Raw genomic sequence first — 19,116 nt, 5'->3', positions numbered from 1 at the left:
AATCTTACCGGTCCAGGCGCTTATGGAAGCTCCTTGGAGGCTGCGGTATTGGCGTACGCGTGCTCCAGCATTTGACGAACAGTGTCGTCGAAAGGGCGCGTTGGTCGCCAACCGTATGTTTCTGAGAATCGTTCGAATCGACCTTCGGTGACAAGAATTTCGCCGGGCCGAAGCATCGCCCCTTCTTGCCGAACTTCGACGGGAGATCCGCGAACTTCGGCCAGCCGATCGACAATCGATTGCATCGTCCGCGTAACGCCTGAACCCACATTGAATGCGGCGAAGGCGGATTCCTGCGGGGGGTCATGCTTCATGACCGTTAAATAGGCCTCGATGATGTCCCCGATATCCGTAAAGTCTCGGCGTGCCTGGAGGTTTCCGACGGCGATGGGCCCCGATTCTCCAGCGGAGAGAGCCGCCACGCGCAGTGCGAGCGCAGGAACAACGAAGCGGGCGTCTTGCCCAGGGCCTGTGTGGTTGAATAGCCGCAAGGATGTGGCTTTAAGGGCGGGTCCGGCTAGATCATTGAGAGCCAGTTCACATGCGGCTTTGGTTCGTCCGTAGACGGAGCGTGGTGAGAAGCCGGCATCCTCATCGCATGGTCCATGATTGAACTGCATCCCGTAAACCTCGGAGCTTGAGGCAAAGATGAAGCGAACAGCACGCCCTTTCCGTTCTCCAAGCTTTCGACCAGCCTCGGCCAACGCTCTAGTGCCATCGAAATTGGCCCGCCAAACGGCGTCGGGCGAATGAGAGCCGTGTCCGACAGACGACTGGGCGGCCAAATGCACGATCATGTCGGGAGCGAACGTTTCGACAATTGCGTGAGTGGCGGCTTCATCAGCAAGATCAATCGCGGGGCCGTCCCCCCGCCCCGTCGGGCCGCGAACGGCCAGGATATCGGCCTGAGGCATCGCTGTCGGAAGCCCGGCCAGAAGGTGACGGCCGACGAACCCTGAAGCGCCTGTGATGAGAACTTTCACTCTGTCGCAAGCTCGGACATTTTTATGCGGGCCTGTGTTTTGGTCGCGTTTCGGTCCGAGCTTAGGCGCGCCAGCCGTGACGTACCAGGTCGGCATCGACCATTTCTTGGATCATCTCTTCCATGGTTATCATCGGTTTCCAACCGAGGGTGTTGGTCGCCTTTGCCGGATCTCCCAACAGGACATCCACTTCGCTTGGACGGAAGAAGCGAGGGTCTATAGTGACATAATTATCGGCCTTGAGGCCGACGTGATCAAAGGCCACGGTGATCATGTCTCGCACGGTGACGGTCCGTCCGGTAGCCACGACATAGTCGTCGGCCACATCATGCTGCAGCATCGCCCACATCGCTTTAACATAGTCCTTAGCGTGACCCCAGTCGCGCTTGGCGTCAATATTGCCCATCGGCAGCTTGTCCAGCTTGCCAAGCTTGATCTGCGCCACCGCATCGGTGACCTTGCGAGTGACGAACTCCAGGCCTCGTAGGGGCGACTCGTGATTGAACAGGATGCCCGAGCAAGCGAACATGTCGAAGCTCTCGCGATAGTTCACGGTCATCCAGTGGCCCATGAGCTTGGCGACGGCATAGGGAGACCGAGGGTAGAAGGGCGTTTTTTCGCTCTGCTGCGGCTCCTGAATGAGGCCGTACATTTCGGATGAGGACGCCTGATAGAAATGGGCCTCGGGCGCTTCGAGGCGAACTGCCTCAAGAACATTGACTACGCCAACGCCAGTGACCTGTGACGTCAAGCTGGGCTGGTCCCAGGAGGTTTTCACGAAGGATTGTGCAGCTAAGTTGTAGACCTCGTCCGGTCGGTGTTCTCGGATGATCCGGGCCATGCCGCCCAAATCGAGAAGATCCCCGTCCACCAATTCGACCTGGTCCGTGATGCCCAGCCAATCCAGTCGGTGCGTCGCGACGCCGAAATGACTCGACCGGCGAACGACGCCGACGACCTTGTAGCCCTTTTCAAGCAGCAGTTGCGCCAAATAGGCGCCGTCTTGGCCTGTGATACCGGTCACAACTGCGCACTTCTTCATCATTGCCTAAGGCTCCAGCTTTAGCGAGAAGCGTGAAATAGAGGGCAAGCGCGTCGCTAGACAACAGAAATTTGCTGACAAGCGCATTTGGCGCACGCTGAGTGTGACAGGCGCGGATAGTTCGCTGGGCGTGCAGGGGGGCGACTCCGACACTTGATAACGCTGTGCTCGTTCTGCTAGTGCGAGGGCCTCAAATTCAGGATTGATGGGGCAAACGATCGTGAAAGCGGTTCTATTGGCTGGCGGTCTAGGCTCTCGCTTAGGCGAGGAGACCGACACTAAGCCGAAACCCATGGTCAATATCGGTGAGCGCCCGATACTTTGGCACATCATGAAAATGTATAGCAGTCATGGCGTCAATGACTTCATTGTGTGCCTTGGTTACAAGGGTTATGTCATAAAAGAGTATTTTGCTAACTATTTTCTTCACACGTCTGATGTGACGATTGATGTTGCGCATAATAGTCTTGAGATTCATAGGAACGCTGCCGAGCCTTGGAGAATCACTCTGGTCGAGACTGGGGCCGATTCTATGACCGGAGGGCGATTAAAGCGGGTCGCTCCCTATTTGAAGGACGAAGAAGCGTTCTGCATGACCTATGGCGACGGTGTCGCCGATCTGGACATCACTGCTTCTATCGCTTTTCACAAGGCGCATGGCCGACTTGCCACCTTGGCGGGCGTCCGACCGCCCGGCCGTTTCGGAGCCCTGACCCTCACTGGGGCGGCGGTCGATTCGTTCGAGGAGAAGCCTGTCGGTGATGGAGCCTGGATCAACGGCGGATTTTTCGTGCTGTCGCCGAAGGTCATCGACTACATTGAAGGCGATGCCACCATTTGGGAGCAGGAGCCGATGCGTCGTCTCGCCCGAGAGGGCGATCTCCACGCCTTCTTCCATGATGGCTATTGGCAGTGCATGGACACCTTGCGCGACCGGCGGACGCTCGAAGGGCTATGGGAGTCCGGCAAGGCGCCGTGGAAGACGTGGTGAGTCGGGCGGACCGGGAGGCGTTCTGGCGCGGCAAAAGAGTTCTTCTGACCGGGCATACTGGCTTCAAAGGATCTTGGCTGGCGTTTGCGTTGCATCGCTGGGGGGCGGAAATCCACGGCTTGGCCTTGGCCCCCGAGGGTGAGGCGAACTTGTTCAAGGCTGCTGAGCGCGCAGGTGCCTTCGCTTCATCAGTTATCGGCGACATTCGCGATCGGCAAGTGGTGGACGCCGCGCTCGAAAAGAGCGGTGCGGAAATCGTGTTCCACCTTGCGGCCCAGCCCTTGGTGCGTCTTTCTTATCGGGATCCGGTCGGCACCTATTCCACAAACGTGATGGGCACGGTTCATGTTCTGGACGCCGTCCGGCGCGCCATAGGCGTTAGGGCCGTGGTCGCTGTGACTAGCGACAAATGCTACGAGAATAATGAATGGTTTTGGGGCTATCGTGAGAACGAGCCGATGGGCGGTTATGATCCCTACAGCAACAGCAAGGGATGCTCAGAACTGGTCGTGAGCGCCTTTCGGAATTCCTACTTCCGCGATGCTGGCGTCGTAGGTCTCGGTTCCGGTCGGGCTGGCAATGTGATCGGCGGCGGGGATTGGTCGGAGGACCGCCTTGTGCCGGACCTCATTCGCAACATTCTGGCTGGCCAGGAGGTTCCGATCCGGAATCCCCTGGCGGTTCGTCCATGGCAACATGTACTGGAGCCTCTGTCCGGCTATATCGCCTTGGCGGAACGCCTTTACGCCGAGCCCTCCGGACCAATGGCGGAGGGCTGGAATTTTGGTCCTGGCGCATCGTCAGAACGGACAGTTCTTGATGTCGTCAACAGTGTCTGCTCCGCCTGGGGCGACGGCGCAGCATGGCGACGCGACGGGGGTGCGCACGTTCATGAAGCTGGTTATCTCAAGTTGGATTCATCCAAGGCTCGACGGCTTTTGAAATGGGAGCCGGCTTGGAATTTCGACCAGACGATCCAAGCCACCGTCAGTTGGTACAAAGCGGAGGCCGCGGGTAAGGACCTCGTCGCTTTTACCGAGAAACAAATCTCCGATTACTTCGCTACGTCGTCGGCGCAACTGGAAAAGAACTAATGTCTACCGAAGGCAAGTCCGCTGCTGAGCTGCGGCGAGAAATTCTCGCGCTTACCGCCGAGTATGCGAAAATGGCGCACGCGCCGAAACCCTTTGTGGCCGGCGAGTCTCCGGTGCCTGTCGCGGGCAAGGTGTATGATCACACCGACATGGTTTCTCTCGTAGATTCTTCACTGGATTTCTGGCTCACCACCGGTCGTTTCAACACGGCCTTCGAAGCGCGTCTGGGGCAATTCCTCGGCATCCGTAAGGGCGTTCAGACGGTCAACTCGGGTTCTTCGGCCAACCTCGTGGCCCTGACCGGCCTCACCTCGCACATACATGGCGATCGCGCCCTGAAGCCAGGTGACGAAGTCATCACATGCGCGACCGGCTTTCCGACCACGGTCAACCCATCTCTCCAGAACAATCTGGTGCCTGTGTTCCTCGACGTCGACATCCCGACTTACAACATGGATGTCTCCAAACTCGAAGAAGCGATCTCTCCCAAAACCAAAGCGATTATGGTCGCCCACACTCTCGGCAATCCGTTTGACCTCGGAGCGATCATGGCGGTCGCGGAGAAGCACAATCTTTGGTTGGTCGAGGATTGTTGCGACGCTCTAGGCGCAACTTACGATGATAAGTTGGTCGGCACCTTTGGGGATGTCGGCACTGTCAGCTTCTATCCCGCCCACCACATCACCATGGGCGAGGGCGGCGCCGTGTTCACGCGGGATCCTGCAGTCCGTCGCGCCATGGAATCAGTCCGTGACTGGGGGCGGGACTGCTGGTGCGAGCCGGGCATGGACAACACCTGTAAGCGGCGTTTCGACTGGCAGTTGGGGGACCTGCCTTACGGCTATGATCACAAATACACCTACTCACATCTCGGCTATAATTTGAAGATCACCGACATGCAGGCGGCGGTCGGTCTGGCTCAGATGGATCACCTGGAATCCTTCATTAAGGCGCGTCGGGACAACTTCAATTATCTCAAGGCTGGTCTGAAGCACCTTGAGGAGTTCCTGATCCTTCCTGAGGCGACCGCCAACAGCGACCCCTCCTGGTTCGGCTTCTTGCTGACCCTGCGCCAGAGCGCGCCGGGAGGCGGACGTGACGCCATGGTCAAGATGCTGAACGAAAAGAAGATCGCTACGCGCCTTCTGTTCGGCGGCAACCTGTTGCGCCAGCCTTACATGAAGGACCGTGAATATAGAGTCGTTGGGAATCTGACAAACGCGGACGTGATCGTCGATCGTACGTTCTGGATCGGCGTCTATCCGGGGCTGACGACCTTGCATCTCGACTATATGATCGAAACGATTAGCGGTTTTTTCGATGCGAAGCCCTAAGCGCCCATTGTCTCTTGGCGTGAGGCCTTAAAGTGCGGGCGCTGGTAACCGGCGGTAGCGGCTTTATAGGCGGTCGCCTTCTCTCTCGCCTGCTTGATGATGGACATGAGGTGACCGCGCTCATCCGCGGTGAGCCGGCCGGTCGTCTCGACCCTCGTGCGAAGGCCGCTCGCATCGACGCCCCAGCTTCGCTTGCCAATATCGTCGCATACGCGGCCCCAGACGTGGTTTTCCACGTGGCTTCAGCGGTTGTCATCGAACATTCGCCGGAAGCCATCGCCGACATTGTCCAGGCTAATGTGACCTTTCCGACCCAGCTATTGGATGCGATGGCGCGCAATGGCGTTAATCGTTTCGTCAATACTGGCACGTCATGGCAGCATCATGACGGCGGCGTACTGTATCTAGCAAGTAACCTCTACGCCGCAAGTAAGCAGGCGTTTGAGGACATCGCCGCTTTCTACAATGACGCTCACGGCATCGGAGTCGCCAACCTGAAACTTTTCGACGTCTATGGCCCCTCTGATCCGCGCAGCAAGATTATCCCACTGCTGCTGCGGGTTCTGCGCCATGGCGATCCTCTCAGCATGAGCCTGGGCGAGCAGGTCCTCGACATGGTCCATGTGGATGATGTGGTCGAAGCGTATCTGGCCGCCGCGACCTGGCTGAAGGACAACCCGGGGGAGCAGGCGACATTCGCCGTCCGGTCCGGTGAGAGCTATCGGCTCAAGGACATCGTTGCCGTCTTCGAAGAGGTTGCTGGCGTGGCCTTGCCGATTCAATGGGGCGGCCGACCTTATCGCGACCGCGAGGTCATGACTCCGTGGGTCAATGATACGCCTGTTCCCGGCTGGCAGGCCCACGTTTCCCTTCGCGAGGGTCTTGCAGGGGTCCTGGAAGCCCACAGGCTCGGTATGCTCGCGGACCAGGTTTCAACGGCCCAGCATCCGGTGCATCCATGACGCCTATCGAAGTCGCGCGCGTTCTCGACTTCCTGGCTGACGGAATCGACGTCTTGCGGCCAGACGACTGGCCGGAAATCGGTCCAGGGACGGCCGAAAGTCGCGAAATTCGTCTTTCGATCCGGGAAAGCTCGCTGGCGGAGGCGATAGAGCGGCGGCTTGCGAATCCGAAGCTCTGTTGGGCCGACGGGGTCCTTATTGCGGTGGCGCATGATTCCGCAAATGCGCATCGAGCTGAGGGCAGGCATTCCCAGGCGAGGGCGGATTTCCAGCGTGTAGTCGAACTGAGTCCGCACGATTATAACGTCCGAGTGGCGCTATCTGCCTATGCGGATCCCGTTACCGAGCATCAGATCATTTATGACCTGCTGCGACCGTTTATGGACGTATATCGTCGCGAGCCAGGCATCTATGCAGATGCCCTCGATCGGCTTGCCCGCGCGGCGGTGACGGGAGGCGACCTTGTCGCGGCGAGCCAGACCGTAGGCTCTTCAGGGCCCTATTCGGAACGGCTGGCCCTGCTGACAACGGCCCCAGCCACTGAGCCAACCTCCGTGGCGGAAACGCTTCTGGACCATGCCATCTTGGCCATGGACGAGTGGACACAGATCGATTGCCTGGAGAAGGCTCTGGCGTCTGTTTCCCACCAGCAGGCTGCAACGGCCAGCTTCCTGACGCGCGCAGTCTTCTGCGCTAGAGTTTCGCGGCATCACAATTGGGCCAGACCTTACCGCGCCTGTTGCCGGGCGGTGGCGCGCGCTCTGGCCTGCGGAGCTCCTTCCGGTATTCTGGTCGAGGAATGGACTGCGCAGGGCTTACCGATGGAAGCCCTCGTCGCTCTCAACCAGATGGCGTTGATCGATCCGGCAGGGGGCGTGACGACGACGTCTCTCGCCGCGGACGTTTGGCTTCTGGCGCTCGAACGTCCACCCGTCCGATCGACGTCAGCCGCGCCCTCAGCGGCGACCGAATGGGCCCGGCTGTGGCGGGCGGGGGAGTTTGCACAATTTCTCCGGGTGACGCCCCATGGCGGGGTAGGAAAGCCGAAAAGCGCCATCTGGCAAGCCATAGCCGGTCTTCGGCGCGCTGCTCTGGCTGTGTTGGACACGCCGCGCACTGCCGAAATGGTGGATTTGTGGTTCTTCATCACGTGGCATGAAGACCCCTATCAGTTACTCAGCCTTCTGAGCGCCCTGTCTGGCGATCACATCGTGCCGATCGTATCCATCGGGGGTGATGGCTTGCCGCCGAACCTCGGCGTGACGAGCATTCCCCTGATGCTTGATCGCTTCCAGTTCATCTTTAACCCGACGGTGGTCTGGGGCGGCCAACGTCTGCTGTTCCAAAACCTGTTCCTGGCGCTCAAAGCTTTCGGGGAGCGGGCCTCGGACGGCGATAGATTGCAGGTCATCTGCAATCGCACCTATCCACTTCTGCCGCCGTCCGAGATTTGCGCCCTTCTGGCGCGTTCCGATTTCACCGAACGTTTTCCGGGCTTGGCTGCTCCGCCGATCTGGCATCAGGAGTGGCCGCCCGAGCTTGTTGAGGATCTGCCTGCACTGTTCGATGACGCCATGGGCGCCGTCTTCAAGAACTGCGACGGAAAGCCGTTCCACGCTTTCTCGACCTACAAAGGAATCTTCGACAGCTCCGATTTCCGTAAGGATCAGGTGGCGTTCAATTTCTCGCCCGGCCCGCTTCCTATGTCGGACAGAAATAGATCGTTTTCCCATAATTATTCGATATCCGGATATGCGGCGGATATGCGGTGGATGTCCTTTGGGAGATTGATGGAGTTTGTGGATGTCTCGTCTGAGGCCATGGCCACCTATAGTCGTAGACTCCATCCGGTGGTGGAGCGGTGGGTTCACGGGGTTCTTTCGTCACATAATCTTCGGACGGGAGATCCCTTTATTCTAACGACGCCCAAACTCGCCCGTGAGGTTCACGCCAACCCCGAATGTTTTGAGCTGTTTTCCGCGATGAACTTGGGGTTCGGCCCGGAGATGAATTTCTTCGACACCGTGGCGATGACGCCGAAATACGGTTTAGCCGGCCACGCGGAGCACCTTTACCTTCGAACCGCGACCGGCCTGGCGTTGGATTCGGATCTCCGGACTGCGTCCCACGCGGCGGACGTCGAGAAGAGACTGTTCATCCGCAAGACGAATCCGCTAGGATCAGCACTCACCGAGTTCTTTGCCAAAAAGATCGAGGCTGATCGCGGACATGCGGACTACTATGTCGCGCTGATCGGAAATCAGCGGACCGGTGCTCCGACAGCGAAGCGCTGGACGCCCAGGGATCTGCTGGAAGATATCCTGCCGGGGCTTGTCGCTGAGTTGCGGGACCTGTTCAGCGAGCCGTTCGCCCGAATCGTGTTTCTGGCGGAGGGGATGCTCGAAACTGCGGACGGCGTGAGGATGGGTGACTGGTCTTGGACGGCGTCCGGGGCGCTCGAAATCGTTTTCCTCAACAAGGATTGGGGTGTGAAACGCTATGGCGCTCTGACGGCGAACGGCCGGCGGGTGACGCTACCGCCAGAGGAAGTCGTTTCTAAATATACCGGTTGGGGCGTGTTTCTCGACATTGACGTTTTCGCTCTGCCGTCGGCCCGGACGGATGTCATGCCTGTTATCGATAGTGATTGCTGGCGGGATGCGCTTCTAGCGCCGATCGTCTGTACCGGAGCCTCCCGGATGGAAGTCGCCCTGCTCGGAGCGTTCACAGCGGAGGAGGTGCTGGACCCTCCGGGTTTGTGGGCGCGCCACGACTACCGCTTTCACCAATTGCGTCGACTGTCGAAGAGGATATACGTCCTTATGGACATTGACGGCGCGCCGGTGGTGGGTCGTCTACGGCAGGTAGCGTACGGGGATTCCCGCGCGGCGCCTGTCTTGGATTTCGGAGGATTCGACACCGAGGACGACTGGCGACAGGCCGCCGAAATCTCGCCGGCGGAGGCCGGAATCACCTTCGGGCGGGCAAATTGCGTGGGGGAGTGGACCCTGTACCTTCTGGATAGCGACGTCTCCTTTGAGCTAACGCGCGACAGTCGGATCAGAACCTCGGACGGCGAGACCGGCATCTGGGTCCTGCGCGAGCAGACCTTATGGATCGTGGGTCTTTCGCAAGCACCCTTGATCGTCGTCAGCCAGTTTGTCTGGACGGACAACGTGTGGACTTTGAGCGGGTGGTGTTCGCGCGGGCTCGGCGACCTCACATCATTTTCCCTAAAGCCGCTGAACTAAGCGGACGGCGGCGAAACGGAGAGAGCAGATTGAAGAAGCCGATCAAATCAATCGAGGCGCCTGCCGCGGTTTCCGGGGCCGTGCTGGAGGGCGTCGCCGTTCCGGTCAGCGCCAGGAACGCCTTTGCTGTCATCCATACCTGGCCTGATCTGAAGAATGCTGAATACGAGGTGCTCCAACGGATTCTCAGCGCTGCGGAAAACATCGGCGCGGATGCGATCGTCATTGATGACAACGGCAAGGTCCTTTGGGCCGGTCAGGATTCTGCGGCTAGCCCCGGTAAAGCGTTGAATGCAGATCTCGTGGAATTCGTTCTTTCGCTGCACTTCCTGTCGCCACGCGTGATTGACAAGTATTCTTACTATGCAATTTGGCAGCCAATTGAATTCTATCATGATTTTGGATATCACGGCAGTATAGCCAAGTTCGCAACCCATCTGGATCTGATATCATGCGCATCTGATCTGGCGGACGCCCATGCGCTGAACATCTTTTCGGCGCTGGGCCGGCAGCCTCCGCTGCCGCTGCCGCAGATGTACCACACCTTACCGGAGCCCTTTCTGGAGCCGCGAATCAGCAACAAGTCGCGCCTGTTCTACATCGGCATCAACTGGGAGCGGTTGGGCCGTCCCAAAGGCCGGTTCCACGATGTGTTGAACGCTCTCGACAGCAAGGATTTGCTGGACATCTATGGCCCTGAGAAGCTCCACGGGGTCGCGCCTTGGGCTGGCTTCGAGAGCTATCGGGGCGAACTTCCGTTTGACGGCCTGAGTGTGAAGGATGCGATCAATCGGGCCGGCATCTGTCTGGCGCTCTCGTCCCTGCCGCACAAGAACGCCGGCATCATGAGTAACCGCCTGTTCGAGGGGCTAGCCGGCGGCGCCGCCGTGATCGCCACGCCCAATCCTCTGATCGACAAGCTGTTCAAGGACGTCGTCTATCTGGTCGATGACACTCGGGGCGAGGAAATCCTCGGCCAGCAGGTTCTGCAAGCTCTGCACCGAATCCGGGACCGGCCTGAAGAGGCGCGTGAGCGAGTGCTCCTCGGCCAAAATATACTGCGTGAGAAATGCTCACTCGAGGGCAGTTTGAGCGCGCTGCTCGAGGAGACCAGGGGCCGGCAGCAACATTTTCAGTCAATTTTTCTGACCGACGCCAGCGTTACGGTCATCCTAGATGCACGCAAGGCGGCGATCGAGGACGTTCGCGAGCGGTTGGGTGAGTTGTCGCGCCAGGTTCGCGCTGCGATCAATCTGCACATCGTCTGTGACCGGCGTTTCGCCAAACATCATGAGGCCGAACTGATCGTCGGATCGGGGGCTGTAAAATTCGTGACCCTTCATACCGGCCAGTTCAGTTCCGACAGCGCCCGCTTTGACGGGGTGCCCACCCGAAATGACCGGATGGGACCTCTACTCAAGCCAGTCCTAGCGGTTCCAACCACGCCGCTGGTCGCCTTCCTCGATGTGCGCGACAGCCTGTTCTCGGATCACTTTGCAAGTTTGGCTAAAACCTTGAGCGATCAGCCGGAAGCGATGTTCGCCTGTTCAGGCATGATCAGCCGCTCTCGTGACCTGGCTGGTGAGCAAAAATGTCGGTTCGAGAATGCGCAGTTTACGGACATTCCTTCCCTTCTCCTAGCGACGGGCGACAATCAGTCGGGACGGTTCCTGTACCGTACCGCGTTGACCCAGACGGCTCCCGAACATCTCCTGACGCTACTGGACGGCGAAACGCACAACTATTTCCGCCTGGCCGCCGCGGTCTCCGGCCCGCTCGCCCAGAGCAACTACACAAGCTACGTTTACGAAGAGAGCTTGGTGGTCGCGATGGAGGGCGAAGAGCCCGTCGAGCAGCAGCGGCAGTACATCCGCGACGCCTTCGCCCGGGACCCGCGCTGGCTCATGATGCTGGGCACGCATCGTGACATTCCACAAGCTGTCTATTCAACCGGTCCAGCCACTCCGATCCGTTGGACGGACTATTCCGCGCCTTTCGAGATCACTCACCAAATCCCCCTCGGCCGTCGTCTGTCGGCTGCGGCCGGCGGCACGGCGCTGCCTTATTTGATGAACGGCTTCTCGCCGCCCGAGGCCGAGCACAGTTGGCTGGCCGGCGAACGCGGGGTCGTCTCCTTCTCCATCGGGGCCGCCGCCAAGGCGAGTTTTGAGGATCACGAACTCGTCCTGCGGGTCCGGGGAAGACGATCCGTGGAGACGGGCCGCGAGCAACACTGCCACGTGGCCATCAACGGCAAGTTCGTCGCCTACCTGCGCGTTCCCGAACACGAGACAGAAGTCCACGTCCCGATCCCGCCGATGGCCCTAAGGGGCGCGCGCAATGTTCAGATGGAAATCGTGCCAGACCATTCGGAGCCCGTACTGGATGAGAATGGAACGATCGTCGACCCGCGGCGTCTGAGCATCATGCTACGCAGTATGATCTTGATCCCCCGCTCCTTCGCGCCGCCGATGTTCGGTGTCGGGGAGATTTACAAGACAATTGAAGGTGAGCGAGGCGCTGAGGCCCTGGCCCAGGGTTTTCACCTGCCGGAGCCCAATCTCACTTGGGTGGCGGGCGCAAAGGGCGCGCTGCGGTTCATACTCGACAGTCAGCCTGTCCGGCCGCGCCTGGTCCTGCGTCTGAGCGGCCGCAATTCGGTAGTGGGCGGCACCCCTCAGAAGGTGGCGGTCAAGGTCGGCGGTAAAAGGGAGGGTGTTTTCATCCTTAAGGAGGGCATGCACGACTACGCAATTGATCTGGCACCGGAGCAGACTGCGGTTTCCAGTCTTTGGGTAGAAGTGGAAGCTCACCACGCCGAGGCTGTTTTTGATGAAAGCCATAATGTGGTTGACGGTCGGCTACTCGGCGTGGCGATTGGCGGCGTGGGCGTTCTGGAGAGGGGCGAGGGATGGCGAGCGGTCTCTCTTGAGAGTGCCGAGAGCGACGAGGGGTCGGGAAAAGGAACTGGGACATGATAGTTATAACGGGCGCAAGCGGCGTACTGGGACACGCACTCGCCGACCATCTGAGAGCGACCGGGGAAGAGGTCGTGGCCCTGTCCAGTGCAGATGTGGATCTATGCGATAGCGCAGCGACGACCGCATACATGAAGGAGTTCACGCCGAGGATCATCTTCCACGTTGCCGGCCGTGTTCACGGCCTGGGCGGCAACAGCAAGTACCCGGCTGAGATGTATTTCGATAATATCCGCATTAATAGCAACGTCGTGCACGCGGCCCATGAATGCGGGGCGAAAAAGATCGTGGCGGTCAGCACCATCGCCATTTATTCGTCGGACGCCCCTCGGCCCGTTAGCGAGGCTTCAATTTGGGAGGGCCGCCCTCACGCGTCCGAAGCTGCCTATGCACAGGCCAAACGCTCGATGCTTGCTCAACTCGAGGCTTATGAAGCTCAGTACGGATTGGCCTATGCCTATCCTATCATGACCAACATCTATGGTCCCCATGATCGGTTCGACCCCCGCTACGGTCATGTGGTTCCGTCGCTTGTGGCCAAATTCCATGCCGCCGCGCGAGATGGTGGGGCGGTGGGGGTCTGGGGCACGGGGACCGCAGAACGTGACTTCATCTATTCCGAGGATGCTGCCGTGGCCCTGGCGATGATCGGCGAACACCATGAAGGACCAATCAATGTCGCGACCGGCGGAACGGTCCGTATTCGCGAGGTGGTGGAAACTCTTCAGGCCATCAGCGGTGTCGATGTGGTCGAATGGGATTCAACCAAGCCTGACGGCCAGATGTTGCGCAACTACGACGTTTCGCGGTTGAATACTCTAGGCTTTTCTCCCAAGGTCTCACTTCAGGAAGGCCTGAAGCGGACCTACGATTGGTATTCCGAAGCCCACCCCGACATTCGAGTCTAGCATAGCTATGCCTCGAAGCGCGTTCCGGTCGCTGATCCCGGAGAGAATGTCTCGGAGTTTTGGTGCCTTAATGAATCGACAGCGACGCGTGACGCGGGCCGTACTGAGACGATTGAACCCGCCAACAGCCTCGATTGGAGATGGCGGCGGAACCCGCTCCCTTGCTGATCTGCGATCTCTGGCCGATCAGGCGCGATCGAGGCGCGACTACAATGCGGATGCCTTTTATCGTCGTCTGTTGTGCGGTCTGGAGCCTGACCGGGCTGGCAACTGGGCCCAGTATGCTCATGCCTTGAAGGAGATCGGTTTTCATGAGCGTGCGCGGGTCGCCTATCTAAAAGCGATCGATTTGGGTGGCTCTAGGGCCGAGCTGGAGATCCACTTGGCTCACGTCGCCAAGTTTCAGGGCAATTTAGAACAGGCGGATGCGGCGTTCGTTCGAGCATTCGATCTCGGTTACGCGGATTCAGAGAGTATAGCCTTTGAGCGTAAGTTGCTGAGGCTGGTTGGAGCTGTACGGCAATCTCAACCAGCTATTAGGGCTCCGTCTTTGCGTGTTTTTCTCTCTGTACCGGGGGGAGCGGTAAGTGAGGGGACACGCAGTAGTCTGGCGGCTGGCCTGGGTCATGGCGATTACTCCTATGCGTTTGCTATGCGAGGTTTTGTCGATGCCTTGACGGCTATGGAAATTGACCACGAGGTCATTCAGCATCCGGAATATATCTCGGATATCCGCAAACGCTCTGACGCGCGCCAAAACATCCATCTCAGCTTCTATCCACCGGAGCGCATGCGTCTGCTGAAAGGCGCCTACAATATAAATTGCTTCGCGTGGGAGTTCGATCGGCTGCGTAGCGAGACCGAGGAACTGTCGGCGCATCCGTTTGCATCCCAGGCGCGCATGCTGAACCTCGCCGATGAAATCTGGATGCCTTCAGCCCATGGCGTCAAGGCGGTGCGTTCCGACGTTACGGTTCCAGTCTACGAGGTTCCGGCGCCGGTCCTCCACAACATCATGCAGGCGCCTCGCGCGGGTCGCGCTGACGTCTATAGCCGGCAAAAGGTGGTACGACGGTTAAACCAGGTCGCGTGGCGGCCTCTGGCCATCCTGCCGCGCATTCAGCCCCATATGAATTTTGGATCGAAGGCGCGCGAGCTCCGTCTTCCGGCCTTGTTCGACACCTATTTCCAAGGGGAGGCACCGACTATATTCGTTAGTGTCTTCAACGCTCACGACTATCGCAAACAGATCGCGCCCATGCTGCGAGGCTTCATCGAGCTAACGCGAAACCAGCCCAACGCCATCCTGCTTTGCAAGGTCACGACTGTTGATAGAGGGTCTGAGATCAACGATGTGCTGTTTCGTGAGCAACTCCTAGAGCTTGACCGTCTCACTCCCCCGCTCATCAGTGAAAAGATTTGGCTGACACGGGATTTGCTTACCCGCGAGGAGATGGTGGCTCTGTATGACGTGGCGGACTACTACGTCTGTACGTCGCACGCAGAGGGCCAGAACCTGCCATTGATCGAGGCAATGGGTCGTGGCGTGGTTCCTGTCTCGACCGACGGCACTGCTATGGACGCCTATATCGATTCCGAAACTGCGGTGACCATTGCGTCCGAACATCGGCCGTTTGGCCGCAGGTTGACAGCGCGTTATGGCCTTTACGGAATCCAGACGAACTTCACGACACCGGAAAAGGTTTGCGACGCCCTGACTCGAGCGCAGAGCCTTTCTGATACGGACTATGCTTCGCTCTCGCAGGGTGCTTTGGAGCGGGTTAAGGCGCTCTATGGTCTGGACCGGTTCGCCGCAACCTTCCAGAGTCTGACCAAACGCCTCGGCATCCCCGGAGAACTGGAACAATGACAAAGGCCTTTCTGGAGGTGGGGGGGCTATTCGAGGACAACTGGACCGGTATCGGTACGGTGATCGCCTCAATCGCGGTCCGAGCGTTGGAAGACCCGTTGATCGATTGGAGTTTCTGCTACGAGACGCTTCGGATTCCAGATGATCGTATCCGGGAGTTGCTTGATCAGCGTTCGGGTCTCGGTAGTATTGGGTTGCTGGCTGGCCGCGTCTGGGAGGCGTCCGAAATTTCACCGGCCGAAGCTGCGGACGCGGTAGGGATCTATCCCAACATCAAGCCGATGCACCGATTCTTCGGTCACGAAGCCTCAATCGTATACGATCTCAGCCCTATTCTGACGCCTGAGTTCCACAGCGCCGCCAACATCGGCCATTTCGCCAATCGGATCCGCGGCGACATGGAATCTTCCGATCATGTCTTCTGCATATCGCAGGCGACCTTGTCGGATGTTCAGGCCTATTTCCGTCTTCCCGATGAACAGGTCTCAGTCATCGAGATGGGGGTGGCTTTCGATCCCGCCGACGTTTCCGCCGGCTTGGCGAGCCTGTGGGGGAGGACTGCCGAGCCCTATGTCGCCATCGTCGGCACGTTGGAGCCCCGCAAGAACGGCGCTTTGATGTTTGAGTATCTGGCGCAGAATCCCAGCTTCGCATCGCGCTATCGTGTTGTGTTCATTGGTCGGGATGGTTGGCTCGAAGAAAAGGAACGACTGCTCGATCTGCTTGGGCGTAGTGGCGTCGATCCTAGTCGCGTCACCTTCACAGGCTACGTGAGCGACGCTGAGAAATTAACTCTCATGTTGAACAGCGCCTTTTGCGTATATCCATCACGGTTTGAAGGTTACGGTCTACCCGTGCTTGAAGCGGCGGCGCTCGGCAAGGTGACCGTCTGCTCAAATAGCTCAAGTCTGCCGGAAGTAGCGCCCGAGGCATCCATCTTCTTCGACCCGCTGGACGTTTTTGATTTTTCGCAAGCCATGCGGATCGCTGAACTGCGGGCGGCCCAGACGCGCTCGTCGCAGCAGGCGCTAGAGGACATAATGCTACGCGTGGAACCGTTGAGCTGGGATCGCGCCTATCGGCCAATCGCCGAGTGGGTGAGGACGCGGAAATGATTCAAGACACCCAAGTCTATGCGCGCGTCGCTCTGTTTGAGGTGTCGTCGCAGACGGATCGGCTGTGCGGCATTGCTCCACCGCGCGCCGGGATCAAGCCGACGGCTCTTCGGCTCCAAGCGGGATCGGATCTCATAAGCGTGGTGCGCGCAAGTCGGTTCTCTGCAGATGCCGCAACGCGCGGTCTGCGTTTTGGATGGTGCGGCTTCGAACTGCCCGGCCTTGCACAAGCCTTAGCTATCGGATCTGACGTCACGGTACGATGCCAGGCCTCGGGCGATGTCCTTGCGATCCTGAAATTGGGGCCGGAAGTGTTCGATGCGGCCGTCCAGCAGGTTGCGACGATGGATATTGCAGGGGTGATGAATTTGGGGGCGGCGGGAGAGCGCGCCGAAGTGGAACAGATCCTTCCCTTCGCGATCGACCACAAGAACCGGCTCGGCTTTCACTCCTTTATCGAGGCCACCTATCAAATGATTGTAGGCCGTCTCCCCACGGACGCAGAGCGCAAGAAAATCGAGCCGAAGGTCGAGTCTGACGAAGGGGTCGAAAAATTGTTGCGCAAGCTGCTAAGCGGCTCCAATGGAAGCAATGGTCCGCTTCCGCTGCCCGGACCGTTCCACTCTGCCTTCCGTTACGACCGCGGGCTGCTCCGCTAAACTTTGGGGACGCCTCGATGTCGCTTGTCACGATCGATTCGCTCGAGCTGGTCACAGCTCTTTATGAACATATTCTCGGACGCCAGCCGGACGGCGCCGCTGCAGAAAAGGCTCGTCGACTTCTAGCGGGAGAAGTGTCCGCGAACGCCCTGGTTCGTGAATTTGCTGTGTCGGATGAGTATCAAAACCGTCTCCTCGAACATCAGCGCTTTACCGCTGATCACAGTCAGTTTGGCGAGTTCGAAATACTCATCAAGCGGTTATGCCTGTTTGGGTGCGAAAAGCGCACTGTCGTGGATCTCGGTGCAAGGGGCCGCGCGCGCTCAAACTCCTATGACCTGATGAATGTTTTCGGATGGCGCGGGGTTCTGGTCGAGGCCAACCCACGACTTATCCCAATCATCCAAGCGGAATTCATGGGTCTCGACGCCAGCCTGGTGGAATGTGCTGTCTCGGATTACGAAGGGACCGCCCAGTTCCATATTGGCGTAAATGACGACGTATCATCACTCAGCAGAGAAAGCGCGGGCGCCTGGGGTGACGTTCAAGGAGCGGTGGAAGTTCAGGTGCGCCGCCTAGAACCAATTCTTGTGGAACAGAACGTCCCATTCGATTTTGGCCTTCTGAGCATCGATTTGGAAGGTGAGGATGTGAAAGTCCTCAATGATCTCATCGGCGGTGGCCGGTACTTGCCGCAATGGGTGATTATTGAGGCTTCACACGATTTTACGATCAATAGCTTGAGACAGCTTCCTGTTATCCCGCAAGTCCTAGAACAGTATCGCATCGTGGGTCAGACACGTGCGAACCTAATTCTGGAGCGAACCCGATAGGTTGTCGATCTGGGTGCTTCTTGCTCTGTTTATAAACCTCCAGGCGGGTTTATGGGTCGGCTAGGTGCATCAACGGATGCGAGGCGGCGTAACTGTGATTCAATCCTTGTCCTGAAGACTTTACGTCTGATGCCTGCGTTGATCACAGGTTGTTTTCAAACGTAGACGACCTGCGTGTTTGTCCGTAGAAATCGCTGGGCTGTTACCTGCGTCTAGGCCAGACGCGCACCTGGAAATCCCAATGTTGAGCTTCACCCAGCGCCTACATGCGCTGCTTTTACGCGCGCTCCAGAAGTTCAAACTGGTGCGGACGATTTATCGTCGGTTGATTTTGATGCCAGATCGTCTTCGATACGTGATTCAGCGACTGGACGTGCTGGAGCAAGCATTCCAACAACATCAGAGAGAAGCGCGGCTGATCCATATTGCAAGTGCGCCGCGGATTCCACCGTGGGACAATCCTACGGGACATTCGCCAGGCGCGCCGGCAATGGAGGCGATCACCCAATCGACCTTCTGTCGCGAGCAGGACTTTACGCAACCCTGGTTTCGCTATTGGACGTGGAGAATTCGCTCCGGTTTGCGCTACCACCGCAAGCTTTGGGAGTTCATGTTCATTTGCCAAGGCCTTTGGGAGCGTGGCCTCCTGCGTCCCGGCGCACGCGGCCTTGGCTTCGGGGTCGGCGGAGAACCCTTGCCCGCCCTTTTCGCCGCTCACGGATGCGAAATCTTAGGAACGGATTTGGGATCGGAAGGCGCAGAGGCTTTAGGGTGGGTCAATTCGGCTCAACACGCCAATGAAAAGGAAGCCTTGCGCCGTTCGACCATTTGCCCAGATGACCTTTTCGACCAACTAGTCAGCTTCCAAACTTGCGATATGAATCACATTCCGTCGGAACTGACGGGGTTCGATTTTTGTTGGTCGTCCTGCGCATTCGAACATCTGGGTTCTATTGAGAAGGGCCTAACCTTCGTCGAGAACTCCATCGATTGCCTGAAACCTGGTGACCTGCCCCTGAGAATTTCCTCCACGCGGCGCTAGAGTCCGGCCCTTGAAAGGACGGATGGAATGAAGCGAGCGAGATTCACAGAAGAG

The 19,116-nt window shown here is 58.5% G+C and carries 14 protein-coding genes; 12 read left to right on the top strand and 2 right to left on the bottom strand.

Features of this window, described 5'->3' with window-relative positions; translation table 11 throughout:
- Positions 1–20: 20 nt before the first annotated feature.
- Both H2037_RS06590 and gmd read right to left on the bottom strand, forming a co-directional pair.
- Positions 21–1,079 carry a GDP-mannose 4,6-dehydratase gene (locus tag H2037_RS06590; protein ID WP_292119345.1) on the bottom strand — a complete coding sequence of 353 codons (1,059 nt, stop codon included), beginning with the start codon at positions 1,077–1,079 and terminating at the stop codon, positions 21–23.
- Complete coding sequence (gene gmd, locus H2037_RS06585; RefSeq protein ID WP_292119768.1) at positions 1,045–2,025, bottom strand: GDP-mannose 4,6-dehydratase; 981 nt, start codon at positions 2,023–2,025, stop codon at positions 1,045–1,047. Before gmd ends, H2037_RS06590 begins: the two co-directional genes overlap by 35 nt.
- Positions 2,026–2,245: 220 nt before the next feature.
- Here gmd and rfbF point away from each other — a divergent pair, with 220 nt between their 5' ends.
- The 12 genes from rfbF to H2037_RS06525 all read left to right on the top strand — a co-directional run bounded on the left by rfbF (position 2,246) and on the right by H2037_RS06525 (position 19,062).
- The gene (gene rfbF, locus H2037_RS06580) at positions 2,246–3,016 is read left to right on the top strand and encodes a glucose-1-phosphate cytidylyltransferase (RefSeq protein ID WP_365833440.1); all 771 of its coding nucleotides are present in this window, start codon (positions 2,246–2,248) and stop codon (positions 3,014–3,016) included.
- On the top strand, positions 3,001–4,110 hold the full coding sequence (gene rfbG, locus H2037_RS06575; RefSeq protein WP_292119339.1) for a CDP-glucose 4,6-dehydratase: 1,110 nt from the start codon (positions 3,001–3,003) through the stop codon (positions 4,108–4,110). The genes rfbF and rfbG overlap by 16 nt, the downstream gene beginning before the upstream one ends.
- Positions 4,110–5,444 carry a lipopolysaccharide biosynthesis protein RfbH gene (gene rfbH / locus H2037_RS06570; protein WP_292119336.1) on the top strand — a complete coding sequence of 445 codons (1,335 nt, stop codon included), beginning with the start codon at positions 4,110–4,112 and terminating at the stop codon, positions 5,442–5,444. Before rfbG ends, rfbH begins: the two co-directional genes overlap by 1 nt.
- Before the next feature lie 32 nt (positions 5,445–5,476).
- The gene (locus tag H2037_RS06565; RefSeq protein WP_292119333.1) at positions 5,477–6,406 is read left to right on the top strand and encodes an NAD-dependent epimerase/dehydratase family protein; all 930 of its coding nucleotides are present in this window, start codon (positions 5,477–5,479) and stop codon (positions 6,404–6,406) included.
- On the top strand, positions 6,403–9,657 hold the full coding sequence (locus H2037_RS06560; RefSeq protein ID WP_292119330.1) for a hypothetical protein: 3,255 nt from the start codon (positions 6,403–6,405) through the stop codon (positions 9,655–9,657). The genes H2037_RS06565 and H2037_RS06560 overlap by 4 nt, the downstream gene beginning before the upstream one ends.
- A gap of 29 nt (positions 9,658–9,686) precedes the next feature.
- Complete coding sequence (locus H2037_RS06555) at positions 9,687–12,635, top strand: glycosyltransferase (RefSeq protein WP_292119327.1); 2,949 nt, start codon at positions 9,687–9,689, stop codon at positions 12,633–12,635.
- On the top strand, positions 12,632–13,543 hold the full coding sequence (locus H2037_RS06550; RefSeq protein ID WP_292119324.1) for an NAD-dependent epimerase/dehydratase family protein: 912 nt from the start codon (positions 12,632–12,634) through the stop codon (positions 13,541–13,543). The genes H2037_RS06555 and H2037_RS06550 overlap by 4 nt, the downstream gene beginning before the upstream one ends.
- Positions 13,544–13,631: 88 nt before the next feature.
- Complete coding sequence (locus H2037_RS06545) at positions 13,632–15,413, top strand: glycosyltransferase (RefSeq protein ID WP_292119322.1); 1,782 nt, start codon at positions 13,632–13,634, stop codon at positions 15,411–15,413.
- Positions 15,410–16,528, top strand: a complete 1,119-nt coding sequence (locus tag H2037_RS06540; RefSeq protein WP_292119320.1) for a glycosyltransferase family 1 protein — start codon at positions 15,410–15,412, stop codon at positions 16,526–16,528. Before H2037_RS06545 ends, H2037_RS06540 begins: the two co-directional genes overlap by 4 nt.
- Entirely contained in the window at positions 16,525–17,187 is a 663-nt protein-coding gene (locus H2037_RS06535) for a hypothetical protein (protein WP_292119318.1), read from the top strand. Before H2037_RS06540 ends, H2037_RS06535 begins: the two co-directional genes overlap by 4 nt.
- Before the next feature lie 17 nt (positions 17,188–17,204).
- Positions 17,205–18,020, top strand: coding sequence for an FkbM family methyltransferase (locus H2037_RS06530; RefSeq protein WP_292119315.1), 816 nt, complete (start codon positions 17,205–17,207; stop codon positions 18,018–18,020).
- 241 nt (positions 18,021–18,261) lie between these two features.
- Positions 18,262–19,062 carry a class I SAM-dependent methyltransferase gene (locus tag H2037_RS06525; RefSeq protein ID WP_292119312.1) on the top strand — a complete coding sequence of 267 codons (801 nt, stop codon included), beginning with the start codon at positions 18,262–18,264 and terminating at the stop codon, positions 19,060–19,062.
- Positions 19,063–19,116: the final 54 nt, after the last annotated feature.

It is taken from the genome of Brevundimonas sp., from assembly GCF_013912065.1.
Taxonomy (GTDB): Bacteria; Pseudomonadota; Alphaproteobacteria; order Caulobacterales; family Caulobacteraceae; genus Brevundimonas.
Note: the sequence above shows the minus strand (reverse complement) of the source record. Positions and strands in the feature narration are given on the sequence as shown.

What these genes read in the sequence shown, in the direction of transcription:
- H2037_RS06540 (WP_292119320.1), top strand. Translation starts at nt 15,410, where the DNA reads ATGACAAAGGCCTTTCTGGAGGTGGGGGGGCTATTCGAGGACAACTGG.
- rfbH (WP_292119336.1), top strand. Translation starts at nt 4,110, where the DNA reads ATGTCTACCGAAGGCAAGTCCGCTGCTGAGCTGCGGCGAGAAATTCTC.
- H2037_RS06590 (WP_292119345.1), bottom strand. Translation starts at nt 1,079, where the DNA reads ATGCCGACCTGGTACGTCACGGCTGGCGCGCCTAAGCTCGGACCGAAA.
- gmd (WP_292119768.1), bottom strand. Translation starts at nt 2,025, where the DNA reads ATGAAGAAGTGCGCAGTTGTGACCGGTATCACAGGCCAAGACGGCGCC.
- H2037_RS06530 (WP_292119315.1), top strand. Translation starts at nt 17,205, where the DNA reads ATGTCGCTTGTCACGATCGATTCGCTCGAGCTGGTCACAGCTCTTTAT.
- H2037_RS06560 (WP_292119330.1), top strand. Translation starts at nt 6,403, where the DNA reads ATGACGCCTATCGAAGTCGCGCGCGTTCTCGACTTCCTGGCTGACGGA.
- H2037_RS06525 (WP_292119312.1), top strand. Translation starts at nt 18,262, where the DNA reads ATGTTGAGCTTCACCCAGCGCCTACATGCGCTGCTTTTACGCGCGCTC.
- H2037_RS06550 (WP_292119324.1), top strand. Translation starts at nt 12,632, where the DNA reads ATGATAGTTATAACGGGCGCAAGCGGCGTACTGGGACACGCACTCGCC.
- H2037_RS06535 (WP_292119318.1), top strand. Translation starts at nt 16,525, where the DNA reads ATGATTCAAGACACCCAAGTCTATGCGCGCGTCGCTCTGTTTGAGGTG.